Annotated in this window: 9 protein-coding genes; 7 read left to right on the top strand and 2 right to left on the bottom strand. The window is 35.2% G+C overall.

Annotation, left to right across the window (positions count from 1 at the left end):
* The coding region (locus ABEG11_RS05060; RefSeq protein WP_348823113.1) for a thioesterase domain-containing protein at positions 1-1,407 on the top strand (1,407 nt) is incomplete at its 5' end.
* Positions 1,394-2,185: a 4'-phosphopantetheinyl transferase family protein gene (locus ABEG11_RS05055; protein ID WP_348823112.1), complete on the top strand. Its 792-nt coding sequence runs from the start codon at positions 1,394-1,396 to the stop codon at positions 2,183-2,185. The genes ABEG11_RS05060 and ABEG11_RS05055, both read left to right, overlap by 14 nt.
* Before the next feature lie 53 nt (positions 2,186-2,238).
* Here the strand turns inward: ABEG11_RS05055 and ABEG11_RS05050 are convergent, their stop codons facing one another.
* Both ABEG11_RS05050 and uvrA read right to left on the bottom strand, forming a co-directional pair.
* Positions 2,239-2,493 carry a helix-turn-helix domain-containing protein gene (locus tag ABEG11_RS05050; RefSeq protein ID WP_348823111.1) on the bottom strand — a complete coding sequence of 85 codons (255 nt, stop codon included), beginning with the start codon at positions 2,491-2,493 and terminating at the stop codon, positions 2,239-2,241.
* Positions 2,494-2,886: 393 nt separating this feature from the next.
* The gene (uvrA, locus tag ABEG11_RS05045; protein ID WP_348823110.1) at positions 2,887-5,682 is read right to left on the bottom strand and encodes an excinuclease ABC subunit UvrA; all 2,796 of its coding nucleotides are present in this window, start codon (positions 5,680-5,682) and stop codon (positions 2,887-2,889) included.
* Positions 5,683-5,885: 203 nt separating this feature from the next.
* On the opposite strand from uvrA, the gene ABEG11_RS05040 reads away from it, so the two are divergent.
* The 5 genes from ABEG11_RS05040 to ABEG11_RS05020 all read left to right on the top strand — a co-directional run bounded on the left by ABEG11_RS05040 (position 5,886) and on the right by ABEG11_RS05020 (position 16,766).
* A complete protein-coding gene (locus ABEG11_RS05040; RefSeq protein ID WP_348823109.1) occupies positions 5,886-8,687 on the top strand; it encodes a triple tyrosine motif-containing protein in 2,802 nt (933 codons plus the stop codon).
* 245 nt (positions 8,688-8,932) lie between these two features.
* On the top strand, positions 8,933-11,977 hold the full coding sequence (locus ABEG11_RS05035; RefSeq protein ID WP_348823108.1) for a SusC/RagA family TonB-linked outer membrane protein: 3,045 nt from the start codon (positions 8,933-8,935) through the stop codon (positions 11,975-11,977).
* 10 nt (positions 11,978-11,987) lie between these two features.
* The gene (locus tag ABEG11_RS05030) at positions 11,988-13,466 is read left to right on the top strand and encodes a RagB/SusD family nutrient uptake outer membrane protein (protein WP_348823107.1); all 1,479 of its coding nucleotides are present in this window, start codon (positions 11,988-11,990) and stop codon (positions 13,464-13,466) included.
* A gap of 12 nt (positions 13,467-13,478) precedes the next feature.
* Positions 13,479-15,092: a hypothetical protein gene (locus tag ABEG11_RS05025; protein ID WP_348823106.1), complete on the top strand. Its 1,614-nt coding sequence runs from the start codon at positions 13,479-13,481 to the stop codon at positions 15,090-15,092.
* Positions 15,093-15,107: 15 nt separating this feature from the next.
* Complete coding sequence (locus ABEG11_RS05020) at positions 15,108-16,766, top strand: family 16 glycosylhydrolase (protein ID WP_348823105.1); 1,659 nt, start codon at positions 15,108-15,110, stop codon at positions 16,764-16,766.
* The last annotated feature ends 45 nt before the right edge of the window (positions 16,767-16,811 follow it).

The following is a 16,811-nucleotide window of genomic DNA, read 5'->3' as shown; positions in this document are numbered from 1 at the left end:
CTGTACCGTACAGGCGATCTGGGCAGGCTGCTTCCGGATGATGAAATAGAATGCTTAGGACGCCTTGACCAGCAGGTGAAAATCAGGGGGCACCGTATTGAGCCTGGCGAGGTAGAACAGGCACTTTTATCGCTTGAAGGCATAAAATATGCTGTAGTGCTGGCTAATGAGAATTTCCTTGTAGCCCATATTGTCCCTGACTCCAGCCTTGAAACGGCTGAAGCACAGATACCCTTGTGGCGTGAGGCTCTGGCCTCAAGATTGCCGTCACAGCTGGTGCCTCATGACTTTAATCTATTGGAAAAACTGCCTACAACTCTCAACGGGAAGATAGACCGCAAAGAATTATCCCAATATGCAGCAGATACAAAGCACAGTTATACAGAACCCCGTACAGAAGAAGAAAAAATTGTGGCATCCATCTGGAAAGAAGTCCTGCATATAGATCATATCGATGTTTTAGGCAATTTCTTTGAGATGGGCGGGCATTCTTTAATCGCAGTTAAGGTAATGAACAAGCTGGAACAGAAAACAGGTAAAAGACTCCCACTCTCAGTTTTATTTGAGCATTCAACGATAGAGAAATTTGCCAAATTATTAAATCCAGATAAAGAATTTTACTCAGATTGCCTGGTTCCAATAAAACCCAACGGTAAAAAAGCACCGCTTTTTATTGTTCATGGAGCAGGACTGAATGTTTTAAATTTTGTGAACATGAGTAAGTATTTTGATGAGGATCAGCCTATTTATGGGATACAGGGTACGGCTAAGGAATATAATGAGTGGTATGAATCTATCGAAGATATGGCAGCCCATTATGTCGAAGCTGTTGTAAAAATACATCCGCAAGGACCGTATGCTCTTGCAGGATTTTCTTTTGGAGGAATTGTTGCCTTCGAAATGACGCGGCAGTTAAAAGAACTCGGAAAAAAAGTCACGCTGACTGCTTTGCTCGATTCGTATGTCGATTCTTCTTATTATTATGAGACTTACAGGCAGAAAAAAATAGTCAGATACAAAGAAATGGTTTTGAGCTGGAAGGCCTTTAAAATGCGTCTCAATGAAAAAAAATATATTTTAAAAAGATTTTTTGGGCATAATACTGCTATGATGGAGCAAAGAGTATTAACACTTGAGGAACTTATAGAAACTGATGGCAAGGTCAAAAAAATTATTGACCGCTATCATCTTAAGCCTCAAAACTTCAAGGTAGATTTATTCCGGTCCGAAGATGATATGAGTTATAAATTAGATCCCACACACTTGGGATGGAAAAGAGCCGCATTAAAAGGCATTACAGTTCACAACATACCAGGCAATCATTATGATATTGTAGCTCCGCCAAATGATAAAGTATTAGCGAGGCTGCTTCAGGATATTTTAGATCAAAAACATGCAGACATATAAACTCTTTATTTCTTTTACTTATATTAAGGGTGTTAAGCTAATACCTAGTAAAAAATATTCTGTAGAGAGTAATGATGTCATCATTTATGCAATCTATTTACCTGATTTCATTAACTTAAAATCTGACTTAGCTGAGTTTCTTAATACCAAAGAACGTAACAGGGCTGCACGATTTTATAAGGAAATAGATAGAAATCGTTTTGTCATATACAGGTCGATTCTGAAATTAATTTTAGCTTCTCATACTAAGCAGAATGTGAGAGAAATTTTTCTTGATTATAATCTGAATAAAAAACCTTATTTAGCTACACATCCATGGCTGCATTTTAATTTGTCTCATTCTGAAGATTATGCAGTAATTGCAATTTCGAATAAAAATATTGGTATAGATATAGAATATATGGCTGATGATTTTAACTTTACAAATATGCTTCCTGATATTTTTCAAGAAAATGAAATTTTTATGATCAATAATGCTGCTGATAAAAAGTACGCATTTTATACTTCATGGACCCGTAAGGAAGCCTTTGTAAAAGCTTTGGGAAAAGGTATTGATGAAGATTTTAGATATATTCCATGTTTGGATGGCCAGCATATCATTGATTCAGCCTTATTCAAAAATGATCAAAACTGGCAGATGTATAGTTTTGATCTTGCGGATCGTTATCTTGGTGCAGTAGCTTTTGAGGGCTTATCAGCCAGTGCCAAAAATATAGAATTGTGTATTATGCCAAATACCATGAAAGATCTGCAGAAAATGATACGTGTCAAAAGATGATTTATAGTAAACCGCTGACATATTATCAGTTGTCGGATATTTGAAAAGAATTTTTAACTTGCTTTCTGTGATGACTGACTACTGTCGTTAAAAAATAGCGAGACATCAAATTTGAATATAAATTCTATTGAAACATCAAGTACTTTTCCAATCTCAATTAATTTAGTAACTGTTAAATCAACCTCACCCCGTTCAATTTTACCATATCCGCTCATACTCATATTCAATTCTTCTGCAACATATTCTCTGGTTAAATTTTTCAATTCTCTAATTTTTCTTATGTTTAAATAGGTTCTGGATTTATTCATGATAAAAAATTTAAAAAATTAATATTTATAAAACTCGCATTAAATTATTGTCAATAAAACCATCTATTTGTGTAATTTTGTTGTTAAATAACAACTCATATCGATTAAATGTGGTATTATTGTTATTGAATTTTATTTTTTAATAAAAATATAATAAATAACAGAATGCAGGGTAAATTAATTCATTTATCTGTTTAAAGAGCATTAAAACTCGATTAAAAACCTTTTTGTAGGAATGTATTTTAGTTTTGATAAGAATGAATAAAAATGCTTAAAACAATCTTTAGAGAGTATGATTTTCAGGTCCTTTTATCAATAAAAGCAGCAGCAACAAAAACTCTCGTCAGAAAATTATACTGACGAGGGTTTTGCTGGAGTGAAAGTATGCCAGCCCTAGAGCTTTTCTTTTAAATATTTAGCTGTAATAGATTTTTTGTCTTTAACGATTTCTTCTGGAGTTCCTTTGGCTAATAATAATCCGCCATTTTCTCCTCCTTCCGGTCCCAGATCAATTATCCAGTCTGCACATTTGATTAAATCAAGATTGTGTTCAATGACCAATATGGAATGACCTTTCTCTATTAAGGCATCAAATGAAGCCATTAGTTTTTTGATGTCATGAAAATGCAATCCAGTCGTAGGTTCATCAAATACAAAAAGTGCTTTTTCCTTTATGGTTCCTTTGACTAAAAAAGAAGCAAGTTTGATGCGTTGCGCTTCGCCTCCCGAAAGTGTTGATGAAGATTGACCTAATTGCACATATCCCAAACCAACATCTTGCAGCGGCTGCAGTTTTTGTATTATTTTTGCCTGTTTATTTTTTTCGAAGAAAACAATCGAATCATCGATAGTCATTGTCAGGATATCGTTAATATTTTTGCCATCAAAGGTGACTTCTAAAACTTCTTTTTTGAAACGTTTTCCGTTGCAGGTTTCACAAGGCAGCTGTACATCGGCCATGAACACCATTTCAACATTTATGGAGCCTTCTCCTTTACAGGTTTCGCACCTGCCGCCGTCAACGTTAAATGAGAAATGCTTGGCTTGATAACCTCGTACTTTTGACAGTTTTTCTTTGGCATATAATTCCCGGATATCGTCATAAGCCTTGATATAAGTTACAGGATTAGATCTGGAACTTCTTCCTATAGGGTTCTGGTCAACATATTCGATGTGTTTGATATGTGAAAAGGAACCTGATAATTCAGTAAATTGTCCCGCTTTTTCGCCAGCATTGTCTAGTTTTTTCTGCATGGCAGGGAAAAGGATTTTTTTGACAAGCGTACTTTTTCCGCTGCCAGAAACTCCTGTTATAACAGTTAAAGAGTCCAGCGGAATAGCTACATCTATATTTTGCAAATTGTTTTCTCGTGCTCCTTTTATCTCGATGAAATTTTTAGATGTCCGCCTTTTCTTTGGTACATTGATTTCCAGTTCACCATTGAGATATTTAGCAGTTAGCGAACTTGATTTTAAGATTTCTTCATAAGTACCCTGTGCGACAAGATTTCCACCATGTGTTCCAGCTTCTGGGCCAATATCGATAATCATGTCGGCGGCTTTCATAATATCTTCATCATGTTCGACAACAATTACTGTATTGCCCAAGTCCCGTAAAGACAGCAGGACTTTTATTAAGCGTTCTGTGTCTTTGGGATGCAATCCAATACTAGGCTCATCCAGAATATACATAGATCCTACAAGGCTGCTGCCTAGAGAAGTTGCCAAATTGATTCGCTGCGATTCGCCTCCGGAGAGCGTTGATGAATTTCTATTTAAAGTCAGATAATTCAGTCCAACTTCAGATAAAAATGAAAGGCGGTTGTTAATTTCAATCAATAACCTTTTGGCAATCTGCTGTTCGTATTCAGTCAGCGTAATATTTTTGAAAAATTCAACCAAATGCTTAATTGGCAAATCCACTAAATCAGAAACTGTTTTCCCGTTAATTTTCACATACGAAGCTTCGGCTCTCAAGCGTTTTCCTTTGCAGACGTGGCATTTGGTTTTGCCTCTGTATCGGGAAAGCATTACCCTGTTTTGAATTTTATAATTTTTCTCTTCCAGTTCCTTAAAAAAATCATTCAGTCCTTGAAAATATTTATTGCCAGTCCAGATTATATCCTTTTGCTCTTCGGTAAGCTGGAAAAATGGTTTGTGAATAGGGAAATCAAACTTGTAAGCATGTTTTACCAATTCGTCGCGAAACCAGCTCATGCTTTCGCCACGCCAAGGAAAAATAGCATTTTCGAATACAGATAGCGATGTGTTTGGAACAACCAGATCACTATCAATACCTATAATATTTCCATAACCTTCGCAAACAGGACAGGCTCCATACGGGTTATTGAAGCTGAATAAATGCACATTGGGTTCCAGGAAAGTGAGTCCGTCCAGTTCAAAATTATTGGAGAAAGAAAGTTTTTTATCTGAATTTAATTCCTGAAGATAACAGATTCCTTTTCCTTCAAAAAAAGCAGTCTGTACAGCATCAGATAATCGGTTATAGAACTCTTCTTCGTCTTTGACAACAATCCGGTCAATGATGAGCAGTATATCTTTATGGTCTAATGAATGCTGTTCTTCTAATGAAAAATCATCCAGACGAACCATTTCATTGTTTACCAGAATTCTTGCAAATCCTTGCTGCAATAACACTTTTAGTTTTTCTTCTAATTGTCTTCCTTCTTCGAGATGAATTGGAGACAGGAGCAGCCATCTGCTGTCAAGTTCAAATTCTTTTACAGCCGAAACCACATCGGTAACTGTATTTTTTTTGACCTCTTGTCCCGAAATTGGCGAATAAGTTCTTCCGATTCGGGCAAATAAGAGCTTGATATAATCGTAGATTTCGGTTGAGGTTCCTACAGTAGAACGTGCATTGGTTGTATTTACCTTTTGTTCTATGGCAATTGCAGGAGCAATGCCTTTAATGTATTCTACTTTTGGCTTGTCCAAACGGCCCAAGAATTGCCTTGCGTATGAGGATAGGCTTTCTACGTAACGGCGCTGTCCTTCGGCATACAGGGTATCGAATGCCAGACTGGATTTTCCAGAGCCGGAAAGCCCTGTAATTACCACTAGTTTGTTCCTAGGAATAGCCACATCAACATTTTTTAAATTATGTACTTGGGCTCCTTTTATTATGATGTTTTTCTTTGGATCGAGTTTGGAAATGTCAACAGGCATACTAAAAATGAATTTTCACAAAAGTACTCAATTTTAATATGTGAAACTCTAAACAATTATATTCAAAACTTGCTTTTTTACCCTATTTTTGTTTTTCGATTTGTATTTTTAATGATTAATCGAGTTAAAATACAATGATAATTTTGTCTCTCTGATTGAGTTTCTCATTATTAGCAGTTCCTAATTTAAATACCGCACCTCATTTGAAAACAAAAATTACTTTCCTGTTATTTTTTATATTCGTAAATGCTTTTTCGCAAGAACTCCCTCCAATTGTTAAGTATACTCCAAATATATACGGAGCAGCAAATCAGAACTGGATGATTTCGCAATCGCAGAATCAGTATGTTTTTTTTGCTAATAATGAAGGGCTTTTAGAGTTTAATGGTTCCAATTGGAAATTGTATCCTTCACCAAATGAAACCATTATAAGATCTGTAAAGGTGATTGATAATCGTATCTACACTGGGTGTTATATGGAATTTGGCTTTTGGTCAAGACAATCCAGCGGCATTTTGAAATATACTTCACTGAGTGCATCAATAAAAAGCAGCATCCTGAATGATGAGCATTTCTGGAACATTCTGCAGTATGATCAATGGGTGATTTTTCAATCTTTGAATCGTCTATATATTTATGACACCAAAGCCAGGACATTTAAGATAATTGCGCCCAGCAGTACTATTACAAAGTCATATCAGACCAGCAATTCTATTTATTTCCAGACCGTAAATGAAGGGCTGTTTGAATTGCAAAGCGGAAAAGCACATTTGGTTTCCAATAATCCGATATTGAAAAAGAACAGGATTATAAATGTTTTTGCAGTTGCCGATGGATTGATTGTTCAAACACAGCTTAATGGATATTATAAATTAATAGGCACAGCTGTATCCAAGTTTGTTACCGAAGCTGATTCTCAGATAGAAACCAGCAGCGTTTACAGCAGCTTAATACTTTCGGATGGAAGTTTTGCTGTTGGAACCGTTTCAAATGGTGTTTTTATTTTGACTAAAGAAGGAAAACTGAAATTTCATATTTCTCAAAATAAAGGACTAAGCAACAATACTGCTTTGTCACTATTTGAAGATATAGATAATAATCTTTGGGTTGGGCTTGATAATGGTATAAATTGTATCAATATGCAATCTCCAATACAAAGCTTTACTGATGATACAGGAGCTTTGGGGACAGTATATGCCACAAAATTGCATAATGGAAAATTGTATGTAGGGACTAATCAGGGGCTTTTTTGTAAAAATTATAAGGCAAAAGATGAATTTAAATTTATAGCAGGAACTAAAGGGCAAGTCTGGTCCTTATTTGAATATCAGGGAACACTTTTTTGTGGACATGATACGGGAACTTACATTATTAATGACGGATCTGCCAAGTGTATTTTTTCACAGTCCGGGACCTGGAAATTTGAAACTGTCCCTTATCACGAAAACATGCTGCTGCAAGGCAATTACTACGGGATTTCGATACTTGAAAAAGTAAATAATCATTGGGTTTTCAGAAACAGAATAAAAGGATTTAATTATTCTTCCCGATATTTTGAGATCACCAATTCACAGGAAATTTATGTAAGCCACGAGTATAAAGGCATTTTTAGATTTCAGCTGGATAGTAAACTATTTAAGGCTAGTCCGTTTACGGCATATTCATATCCAAAAAAAGGAAGATATTCCAGTTTGATAAAATTCAACAATCAGATTTATTATGCTTATAAGGACGGGATTTTTAAATTAAACCCTAAAACAAAGCAGTTTAACAAAGATCATTTGCTAAGTTCAGTATTTGAGAATGACGAGTATACATCTGGTAAATTGATTGTTGATGATTCCAATAAAATCTGGCTTTTTTCCAAAAATTACATTCATTATTTTTCGTTAAGCAAACTAAGCAATCACTTCAAGAAGAATGTCATTCCAATTCCATCTTCTTTGACAAATTCTATGCTGGGTTTTGAAAACATAGCTCAAATGTCCAATTCTGAATACCTGATCGGAACCACAGATGGTTTTTATTCCATCAATATTAATGATATGATTTTCAAAAGTTATCATGTTGGAATAACAAATATTGAGACTAATAAATTAAATGAAGAAGTTATAAATAGTGCTATCAATGAAGAAGGAAGTTTTAAATACAACGAAAACAATATCACTTTTGGCTATACGGTTCCAGAATATGATAAGTATATAAATGCTGAATATCAGTATCTGTTAGAAGGTTTTCAAGAAGAATGGAGTGATTGGAGTTCTAAGTCAGCAGTAAATTTTAAAAATCTTCCGCCAGGCGATTATCAATTCAAGGTACGTGCAAAATTTGCGAACACTATATTGCAGAATGTTGCAACTTATAATTTTGCTATTTCAAAGCCTTGGTATAATACAAACCTTGCTGTTATCATTTACTTTTTATTATTTCTTGCAGCAGGTCATTTTATAAATAAAGCCTATTTAAATTATTACCGCAAGCAGAGAGAAAAGCTTATTGAAGAAAATAACTTACTGCTCGAAATTCAAGAATTAGAAAATGAAAAACAGCTGATGAAATTGAAAAACGAGCAGCTGACCCAAGATGTTGATTCAAAAAACAGGGAATTGGCTGTTTCTACGATGAGTTTAAATAGTAAGAATGAATTATTGGCTTTTATTAAAGATGACTTAAAGAAAACATCCGAAAGCGGGGCGAGCAATGTAAAATCGGTAATTACCACTATTAACAAAAATATTACTGAAGAGGATTCATGGAGTATTTTTAAAGAAGCTTTTGATAACGCAGATAAGGACTTCTTGAAGAAGATTAAGCTGGCGCATCCTGCTTTGACTCCAAATGATCTGAGACTCTGCGCTTATCTCAGATTAAATCTTTCTTCTAAGGAAATAGCCCCTTTATTTAATATATCGGTACGAAGTGTAGAGATAAAAAGATATCGTTTGCGTAAAAAAATGGATTTAGCCCACGAGCAGGGTCTCGTAGAGTATATTATGGAAGTATAGGTTTTATCGCCTTTACTGATTTTTACCTATACATCACCACAACATTAACGTAATAGTTGTGGTTTTTTTATGTTTTATAGAAAAAATAATGATTTCGGAATTCTTTGTTTTTATTAAGTTTTTGTGTGATATTGATAATTAAATATTGGTTTTTTTTAACTGTATATTTTTTGTTGAGGTTCTTTTTATGTTTTCTTTAACGCTTCATAATATGTTTGTAGTTCACTAACTAAAACTTATAAATTATGAAGTCAAATCATTTATTGATTATCTTTTTGCTTTTTTCAGCTTTTGGGTTTGCTCAAAAGAAGGATATAGCAGGAACAGTAAAAGAACGAAGTACAGGTTTACCCTTGTTTGGCGTGAATATCAAAGACAAGAATTCTGGGAATTCAGCGTCAACTGATTTTGATGGCAAGTTCACCATAAAAGGTGTCTCAGCTGGAAGTACACTTTTAGTTACTTATGTGGGCTACAAATCAACAGAATATGTTGTCAATGCAAGCGATTCTAACATAGTAATCAATATGGTAGATGAAGCTAAGACATTGAATGAAGTGGTTGTCATTGGATATGGAAGTGTTAAAAGAAAAAATGTGACTGGAGCAGTAAGTGTAGTTGATACCAAGACAATTGAAACACTTAGACCTGTGAAAGTTGAACAGGCATTGCAAGGAACTGTTGCAGGTGTAAATGTTACAACATCAGGTGGAGCTCCAGGAGCCGGTTTAAGTATACTTATCCGCGGTGTGGCAACCAATGGCGATACTAGTCCATTAGTTATTATAGATGGATATATAGGTGATCTAAGTGTTTTAAATCCAAGTGATGTAGAGTCGATTACAGTACTGAAAGATGCTCAAGCAGCTATTTATGGTGCCAATGGTGCCAATGGTGTTATTCTTGTAACTACCAAATCAGGTAAAAGAAATTCTAAAACTAAAATTTCTTTTAATTCCTCTACAGGTATTCAAGAAGCCAGCAGAACATTACCAACATTAAACTCTACTGAGTATGCTTTATTACTAAATGAGAGTTATGCTAATGGTGGAAAAACAATACCATATCCGAATGTATCAGGCTTAGGAGAAGGAACTAACTGGCAAAAAGAAATTATGAATCCTGCACCAATCATAAATTATGACTTGTCAATCTCTGGTGGATCTGATAAAATCTCTTATGCTGTAAGTGCCTCACATTTGGCTCAAGACGGAATCATTGGTGGCGATAAATCAGGTTTTGAGCGAAACACAGCTCGTGTTTCTCTTGGAGCAGACGTTTCAGATCGGTTGAAATTAAAAACAAATATTATATACACTAATTTAACACGGAAGACTATAAACGATAACGGATTAGGTTCAGTTTTGTTCAACGCCTTGAATGTTTCACCTACTCAAGCTCCTTATGACAGTAACGGGAATTACACATTAGTACCAAGTACGCCAGGATTAGGAATTGAAATTATAAATCCATTGGCACAAATTGAGAATACTTATAATGACTATGAATTAAGAAAGTTTAACGGAAATCTTGGGTTAGATTACAAATTGACAAATTCTTTTGTATTTACAGGGTCTTTTGGTTTTAATACACAAAGTGGTCAATCTCGAAATTTTGCTAAACAGATTTCTTACGGAGGAAAAGTTTTTGATGTGAATAGAAGTTCAGTAACTCAAAGTGCTGTTTTTGATAATAATTACACTTTAGATCTTTATGGAACTTATACTAAGAAATTTGGAGATCATAACATCATTGGAACTTTAGGAGCAACTATTATTAAGGAATATGGAAATGGTTTGTATGCTACTGGATTTGATGTTCCTTATAATTCTTGGGAGTTTGCTGATGTTCATTTAGCGAACGGCTTACCGACATCAGCTCCTAATAATTCTTATGTTTATGACGAAAGAAAATTAAATTATTTTGCTAGAATACAATATGATTTCAAAGGTAGATATCTTTTATCAGCTATGTTGAGACGTGATTCTTCTACAAAATTTGGCCCGAATAATGCTGTAGCTTATTTTCCATCGATGACTGCTGGTTGGATTATTTCTGATGAAAATTTCTTTGGAGGAAATGAGGGATTTATTAATTTCTTGAAAATCAGAGGAAGTTATGGCCATTTAGGGAGTGATAAAATTCCATCTAATGGATACATCTCTCAATTAAATGGTGAGGCCACTTATGTTTTTAACGGTACAATTGTGAATGGATTGGCAACGGGACAAATAACAAATCCAAATTTAAAATGGGAAGCTGCCAAGAAATTTGATGTTGGTTTGGATCTTAAAATGTTTCAAAATAAATTTAATATCGTAGCCGATTATTTTATTGACACCAGAACAAATTTATTGATACCAAATATTCCAGTTTCTGGTATTTTGGGCGGTGCAGCTCCTGGAGCTGGGCTTCCAACTATAAATGCAGGTACTGTAAGGAACTCAGGTATGGAATTTTCTATTGATTATAAAAATACATTTTCAAACAATCTAACCTTGAATTTAGGATATAACGTAACTGTTATTAAAAATAAAGTTACTGCTGTAAACAATGGAACTGGATTTATTGAAGGAGGCTCATTCGGAGTAGGTCAACTAGCTCCTTCTAGGATGGAGACTGGCAAACCGATAGGATATTTTTATGGATATAAAACTAATGGAATTTTTCAAAACCAAGCAGAGGTTGATGCAGCTCCTTCTCAATTGGCACTTGGCGCTGATGCTCAAGCAGGAGATATTCGTTATGTAGATATGAATGGTGATGGAGTAATTAATACTTCAGATAGAACGGACATTGGCAGTCCAATTGCTGCAAGTACCATGGGATTCAATCTGCAATTAGATTATAAAAACTTTGATTTTGTTGCTTATACATTTGCCTCAATTGGAAATGAAATGGTAAGAAATTATGAAAGAACACTTACAGATGTAAATCATTTAGATTATGTTCTTGATAGATGGACTGGTCCAAATACCAGTAATACTGTCCCAAGAGTAACTACAAGCGCAACTTCAAACAATGTTTTTTCTGATTATTTTGTTGAAGATGCTTCTTTTATACGCATTCAAAATGTACAATTGGGTTATTCAATAGATCCTAAATATTTCGAAAAAGCTGGAATATCTAAGTTTAGAGTGTACCTGGGTGCTAATAACTTGTACACTTTTACAAAATACCGTGGATATGATCCAGCTGCTTCAAATGGAGCTCCTATAGGTGGCGGAATCGATTATGGTTTTTACCCAATTCCTAGAACATATTTGTTAGGATTAAACGTTAATTTTTAAGTAATCAAAAATGAAAAAGTATATTTTTAATACAGTTATAGGTATCGCACTTTTCTCTGCAATTTTCGTTTCGTGCAATGACAATTTTGTAGATCGTGATGTTGAATATTCAATCGATTCAGAGAATTTTTTCAATGCTAAGGAAGATTATGACAAAGCTCTAATAGCTGCTTATGATCCATTGCAATCAACCTATATTAACGTGTTGATGGGCGAAATTGCGTCCGATAACACCCTAGCTGGAGGAGAAAGTCCTACAGATGTAATCGGTTTTCAGCAGATTGATGATATGATCCATACTCCAGTAAATGATAATCTTAAGAATCTTTGGGATTGGATGTTTGGTGGAGTTCAAAGAGCAAACTATATTTTAGAATTTAAGGATAAAATTGATTTTGAAGGAAAAAATCAGATTATTGCCGAAACTCGTTTTCTTAGAGCATATTATCATTTTGAATTGGTAAAATGGTTTGGTGGTATTCCTCTTAATGGAGACAAAAGATTTGTTCCAGGTGATGAAACAAAGGTACCTCGCTCTTCAATTGCAGAGGTATATGCATCAATTGAATCTGATTTGATTTATGCTGTGGCTAATTTATCGCCTGATGCTTCGCAAACAGGAAGAGCTACAAAAGGAGCAGCTCTTGCGTTATTAGGAAAAGCATATTTATATCAGAATAAATTTTCGGAAGCTGCTGCAGCTTTAGAGCAGGTAATTACTTCTCAAAAATATTCTCTGGTTACTGATTATGCCTCAATTTTTGAAATGAGTGGCGAAAACGGACCAGAATCTATTTTTGAAGTACAATACACAGATGTTGAAGGAGCTGGTTTTGGATGTCTCCAATGCAGTGAAGGGAATGTGGCTGTTGGGTTTAGTGGTGTAAGAAATTATACTGGACCAAAATACACTTCGGGATTTAGTTTTAATGTACCAACCGAAGAAACTTATAATGCATTTGAAATCGGAGATAGAAGATTAGATGCTTCCTTATTAGATATTGCCGCTTGGGCTACTGCAAATAATGCAACTTATGGCAAAGGAAATGAGGACACAGGGTATTTCAATCAAAAATATTTACCAAGAGTAAGATCAGGAGAAGCTCAAGGGGATTTGAATTTGACTAATCCTAATAATTACAGAGCTATCCGTTATGCCGATGTATTATTAATGGCAGCTGAAGCTCTTAATCGTGGAGGAATTAACGATATTAAAGCTTTAGGTTATTTAAATCAGGTAAGAGACCGCGCATTTGGCGATACTAATCACAGAATTTCTTCTGTTGGCAGTGCGTTGACAGATGTAATTTGGAAAGAAAGAAGAGTAGAATTTGTTGGAGAAGGTTTCCGTTTTTTCGATTTAGTGCGTACAGGAAAAGCTTCAGGTACTATCCCTGGATTTAAAGCAGGTAAAAATGAATTATTCCCAATTCCTTTACAGGAAATTCAATTTTCAGCTGGTAATTGGAGTCAAAATCCTGGATATTAAAAAATTATTATTATGAGAAAAGTACACTATATTATAAGTCTTTTTGTCCTTGCAGTTACTTTTGGCTGTACAGATGACAATAACTCGGTTGATTTGGAAAGCGTTAGCGCACCAACGAACATTTCGGCTCTCACAACTGTGACGCAGGACAATACAGGAAAAGTAACCTTCTTACCAAAGGGAGAAGGCGTTACTCAGTATCAAATATATTTTGGAGATGGAACTGCCACGCCAGCTGTTTTATATCCAGGAGAAACTGTTACACATGTTTATAAGGAAGGAGTCTATCAGTCAAAAATTATTGGATCAACTTTGGACGGAAAAAGTACCGAAATAACACAGGAAGTAGTTGTTTCTTTCAAAGCACCACAAAATTTAAAAGTGGTTATTACTAATGATTTGTCTGTTTCAAAAAAAGTCACCGTTACAGCTACAGCTGATTTTGCATTGTTTTATGATGTGTATTTTGGCGAAGCTGGAAAACCTGATCCTATTGCAGCCAATAATGGGCAATCCGTTTCTTACACGTATCAGCAAGCTGGAGTTTACAAGATTCGAGTTGTGTCTAAGAGTGCAGCAATTAAAACAACTGAATATACAGAGGACTTCACAGTTACTTTGGTAACGGCACCAAGTACATCGGCTCCCGCGCCACCCAATAGGCAAGCAGGAGATGTAATTTCTATTTATAGTTCAAAATACGCTAATGTTGCAGGAACTAATTATTTTCCAGATTGGGGACAAGCAGGACAAGGAAGCAGTTGGGCAGAGTTTGATTTGAATGGTGATAAAATGCTGAATTACATTAAACTTAGCTATCAAGGAATTGCATTGGCAGACGGAGTTACAGTTGATGTATCTGCAATGGAATTCATTCACATGGATGTCTGGACACCTGATTTAGCTAAAATAGAAACATCTTTAATCAGTAAAACAAATGGAGAAAAACCTGTTGTAAAAGACCTTACAGCAAATCAATGGACAAGTATTGATATTCCAATTTCGGCATTCACTAGTCAAGGGCTGACAGTTGCAGATATTTTCCAATTGAAATTTGTTGGAACTCCTTGGGCAGGGGGAACTGTTTTTATTGATAATATTTATTTTTATAAAGAAGCAGCAACAGGCACAGGACCAAATGCCGCTCCTGCTCCAACTTTGCCTGCAGCGAATGTGATCTCTATGTTCAGCAATGCATATACTAATGTTCCTGTAGATACTTGGAGAACATCTTGGTCTGCTGCTACACTCGAAGATATTACAATAAGCGGTAATGCAACTAAAAAATACAGTGCTTTAGATTTTGTAGGTATTGAAACAGCATCAACGCAAATAAATGCAACTGCAATGACGCATTTTCATACAGATGTCTGGTCTTCAGACTTTACAGCTTTCAAAATTAAATTAGTCGATTTTGGAGCTGATGGTGCCTATGGGGGAGGAGATGATAAAGAGCATGAAGTTGCTTATACATCGCCTGCTAAGAATACTTGGATAAGTCTTGATATTCCTTTAAGTGATTTTACTAATTTAACTACAAGAGCTCATATAGCACAGCTTATTTATGTAGGAACTCCAACTGGAAACAATACAGTATATATAGACAATGTCTATTTTCATAACTAATTAAAATAAAGGAACATGAAAAAAATAATTTCAAATATAATAGCCATTTTTAGCTTATTGCTAATGGTTAATTGCCAAGATGAGAATAACTCTTTTGGGGCATTAGATGCTCCTTCTAATCTGCAAATAACTGTAGAGATTGTTGGGAAAACAGCTGATGCACCAAACGGAGATGGTTCTGGCAAAGTAAGATTCACGGCTAAAGCAAATAATGCAATTTCATATAAATACATTTACGGAGATGGAAATACAGATAATGCTCCTGGAGGTATTATTGAACATCCTTTTACAACTGTCGGAGTAAATACTTACACAGTAACAGTAATTGCTTCTGGTAAAGGAGGAGTTTCAACCAATACTACTGTTGATGTAACTGTTCTTAGTAATTTTAGTGATGAAAAATCTACCATGTTGCTTACAGGAGGAACTGCTGCTGGAAAAAAATGGTATATAGCAGCTGCCGAGAATGGACATTTTGGTGTAGGTCAAAACGATGGAGATGCGACCAAAAATTATTATCCAAATTATTATCAGGCAGGTTCTTTCGAGAAAGCAGCAACGTGTTTCTATGATGGTGATTATACATTTGCCTTAGTAAACGGTAAAATTGAATACAAGCAGGACAATAAAGGGAATACTTTTTTTAATAATTCATACAAAAGTGTTGGAGGCGGTACAAATGGAGGTGATGACCAATGTTTAGCTTACAGTACGGCTGGTACTAAAATTGTTGCTTTGAGTCCTTCGGCGTCGGTAGTTTCTAAAAATCCTGATGCCAAAAAGCAGACTACAGGAACTGTAATGAACTTTTCTGATGGAGGTTTTATGGGGTATTATGCTGGAGCAACTCAATATGAGATTATGTCGATTACTGAAAACCGAATGATTGTACGTTTTGTTCAAGGAAATAATACTTCATTAGCTTGGTATATAACATTTACCACTACAATTCCAACAACTGATACAGACGATACAACAGATTACACCACTTTGGCTTGGTCAGATGAGTTTAATACTGATGGTGCGCCAGATCCTGCAAAATGGACTTATGATCTTGGTAAAGGTGATAACGGCTGGGGTAATAACGAAAAGCAGAATTATACGAATCTTGCCAAAAATGTAAAAATAGCCGGCGGAAATCTTGTAATAACTGCTATTAAAGAAGCTTCAGGAGGAGCCGAATATTCTTCTGCCCGAATTAAAACACAAGGGTTGTATGATTTTAAGTATGGCAAAATAGAGATGAGAGCCAAAATGCCTAGCGGTGCTGGAACATGGCCAGCCTTTTGGTCACTCGGAGCTTCAGGAGGTACATGGCCAGCAAATGGAGAAATTGATTTTGTGGAATGGATTGGGAATAAGCCATTATTAACTCAATCTGCATTGCATTTTCCAGGCAGCTCAGGAGGAAATGCAGCCGTGAAAACTACTCCTATTGCGAATGCAAGTTCTGAATTCCATGTCTATAAAACAATCTGGTCACCAAAAACTATCCGTTTCTTCGTAGATGATGTTTTGTATTTTACTTTTGACAATTCGGATACTGCATTGCCATTTCATAAAAATTTCTTTATGATTTTAAATGTAGCTATGGGAGGTAATTTGGGAGGCACGATAGATCCTGCTTTTACACAATCCTCTATGGAAGTTGATTATGTAAAAGTGTATCAATAAATTTTTGAATTAGTAATGAGAATAAGAAGATTGGATGCAATTCAA

The organism is Flavobacterium aestuarii (assembly GCF_040049115.1).
Classification (GTDB): domain Bacteria; phylum Bacteroidota; class Bacteroidia; order Flavobacteriales; family Flavobacteriaceae; genus Flavobacterium; species Flavobacterium aestuarii.
This window is presented reverse-complemented; position numbering and strand designations above follow the sequence as displayed.

Coding starts and splice junctions, on each gene's coding strand:
- ABEG11_RS05055 (WP_348823112.1), top strand. CDS start 1,394: ATGCAGACATATAAACTCTTTATTTCTTTTACTTATATTAAGGGTGTT.
- ABEG11_RS05050 (WP_348823111.1), bottom strand. CDS start 2,493: ATGAATAAATCCAGAACCTATTTAAACATAAGAAAAATTAGAGAATTG.
- uvrA (WP_348823110.1), bottom strand. CDS start 5,682: ATGCCTGTTGACATTTCCAAACTCGATCCAAAGAAAAACATCATAATA.
- ABEG11_RS05035 (WP_348823108.1), top strand. CDS start 8,933: ATGAAGTCAAATCATTTATTGATTATCTTTTTGCTTTTTTCAGCTTTT.
- ABEG11_RS05030 (WP_348823107.1), top strand. CDS start 11,988: ATGAAAAAGTATATTTTTAATACAGTTATAGGTATCGCACTTTTCTCT.
- ABEG11_RS05025 (WP_348823106.1), top strand. CDS start 13,479: ATGAGAAAAGTACACTATATTATAAGTCTTTTTGTCCTTGCAGTTACT.
- ABEG11_RS05020 (WP_348823105.1), top strand. CDS start 15,108: ATGAAAAAAATAATTTCAAATATAATAGCCATTTTTAGCTTATTGCTA.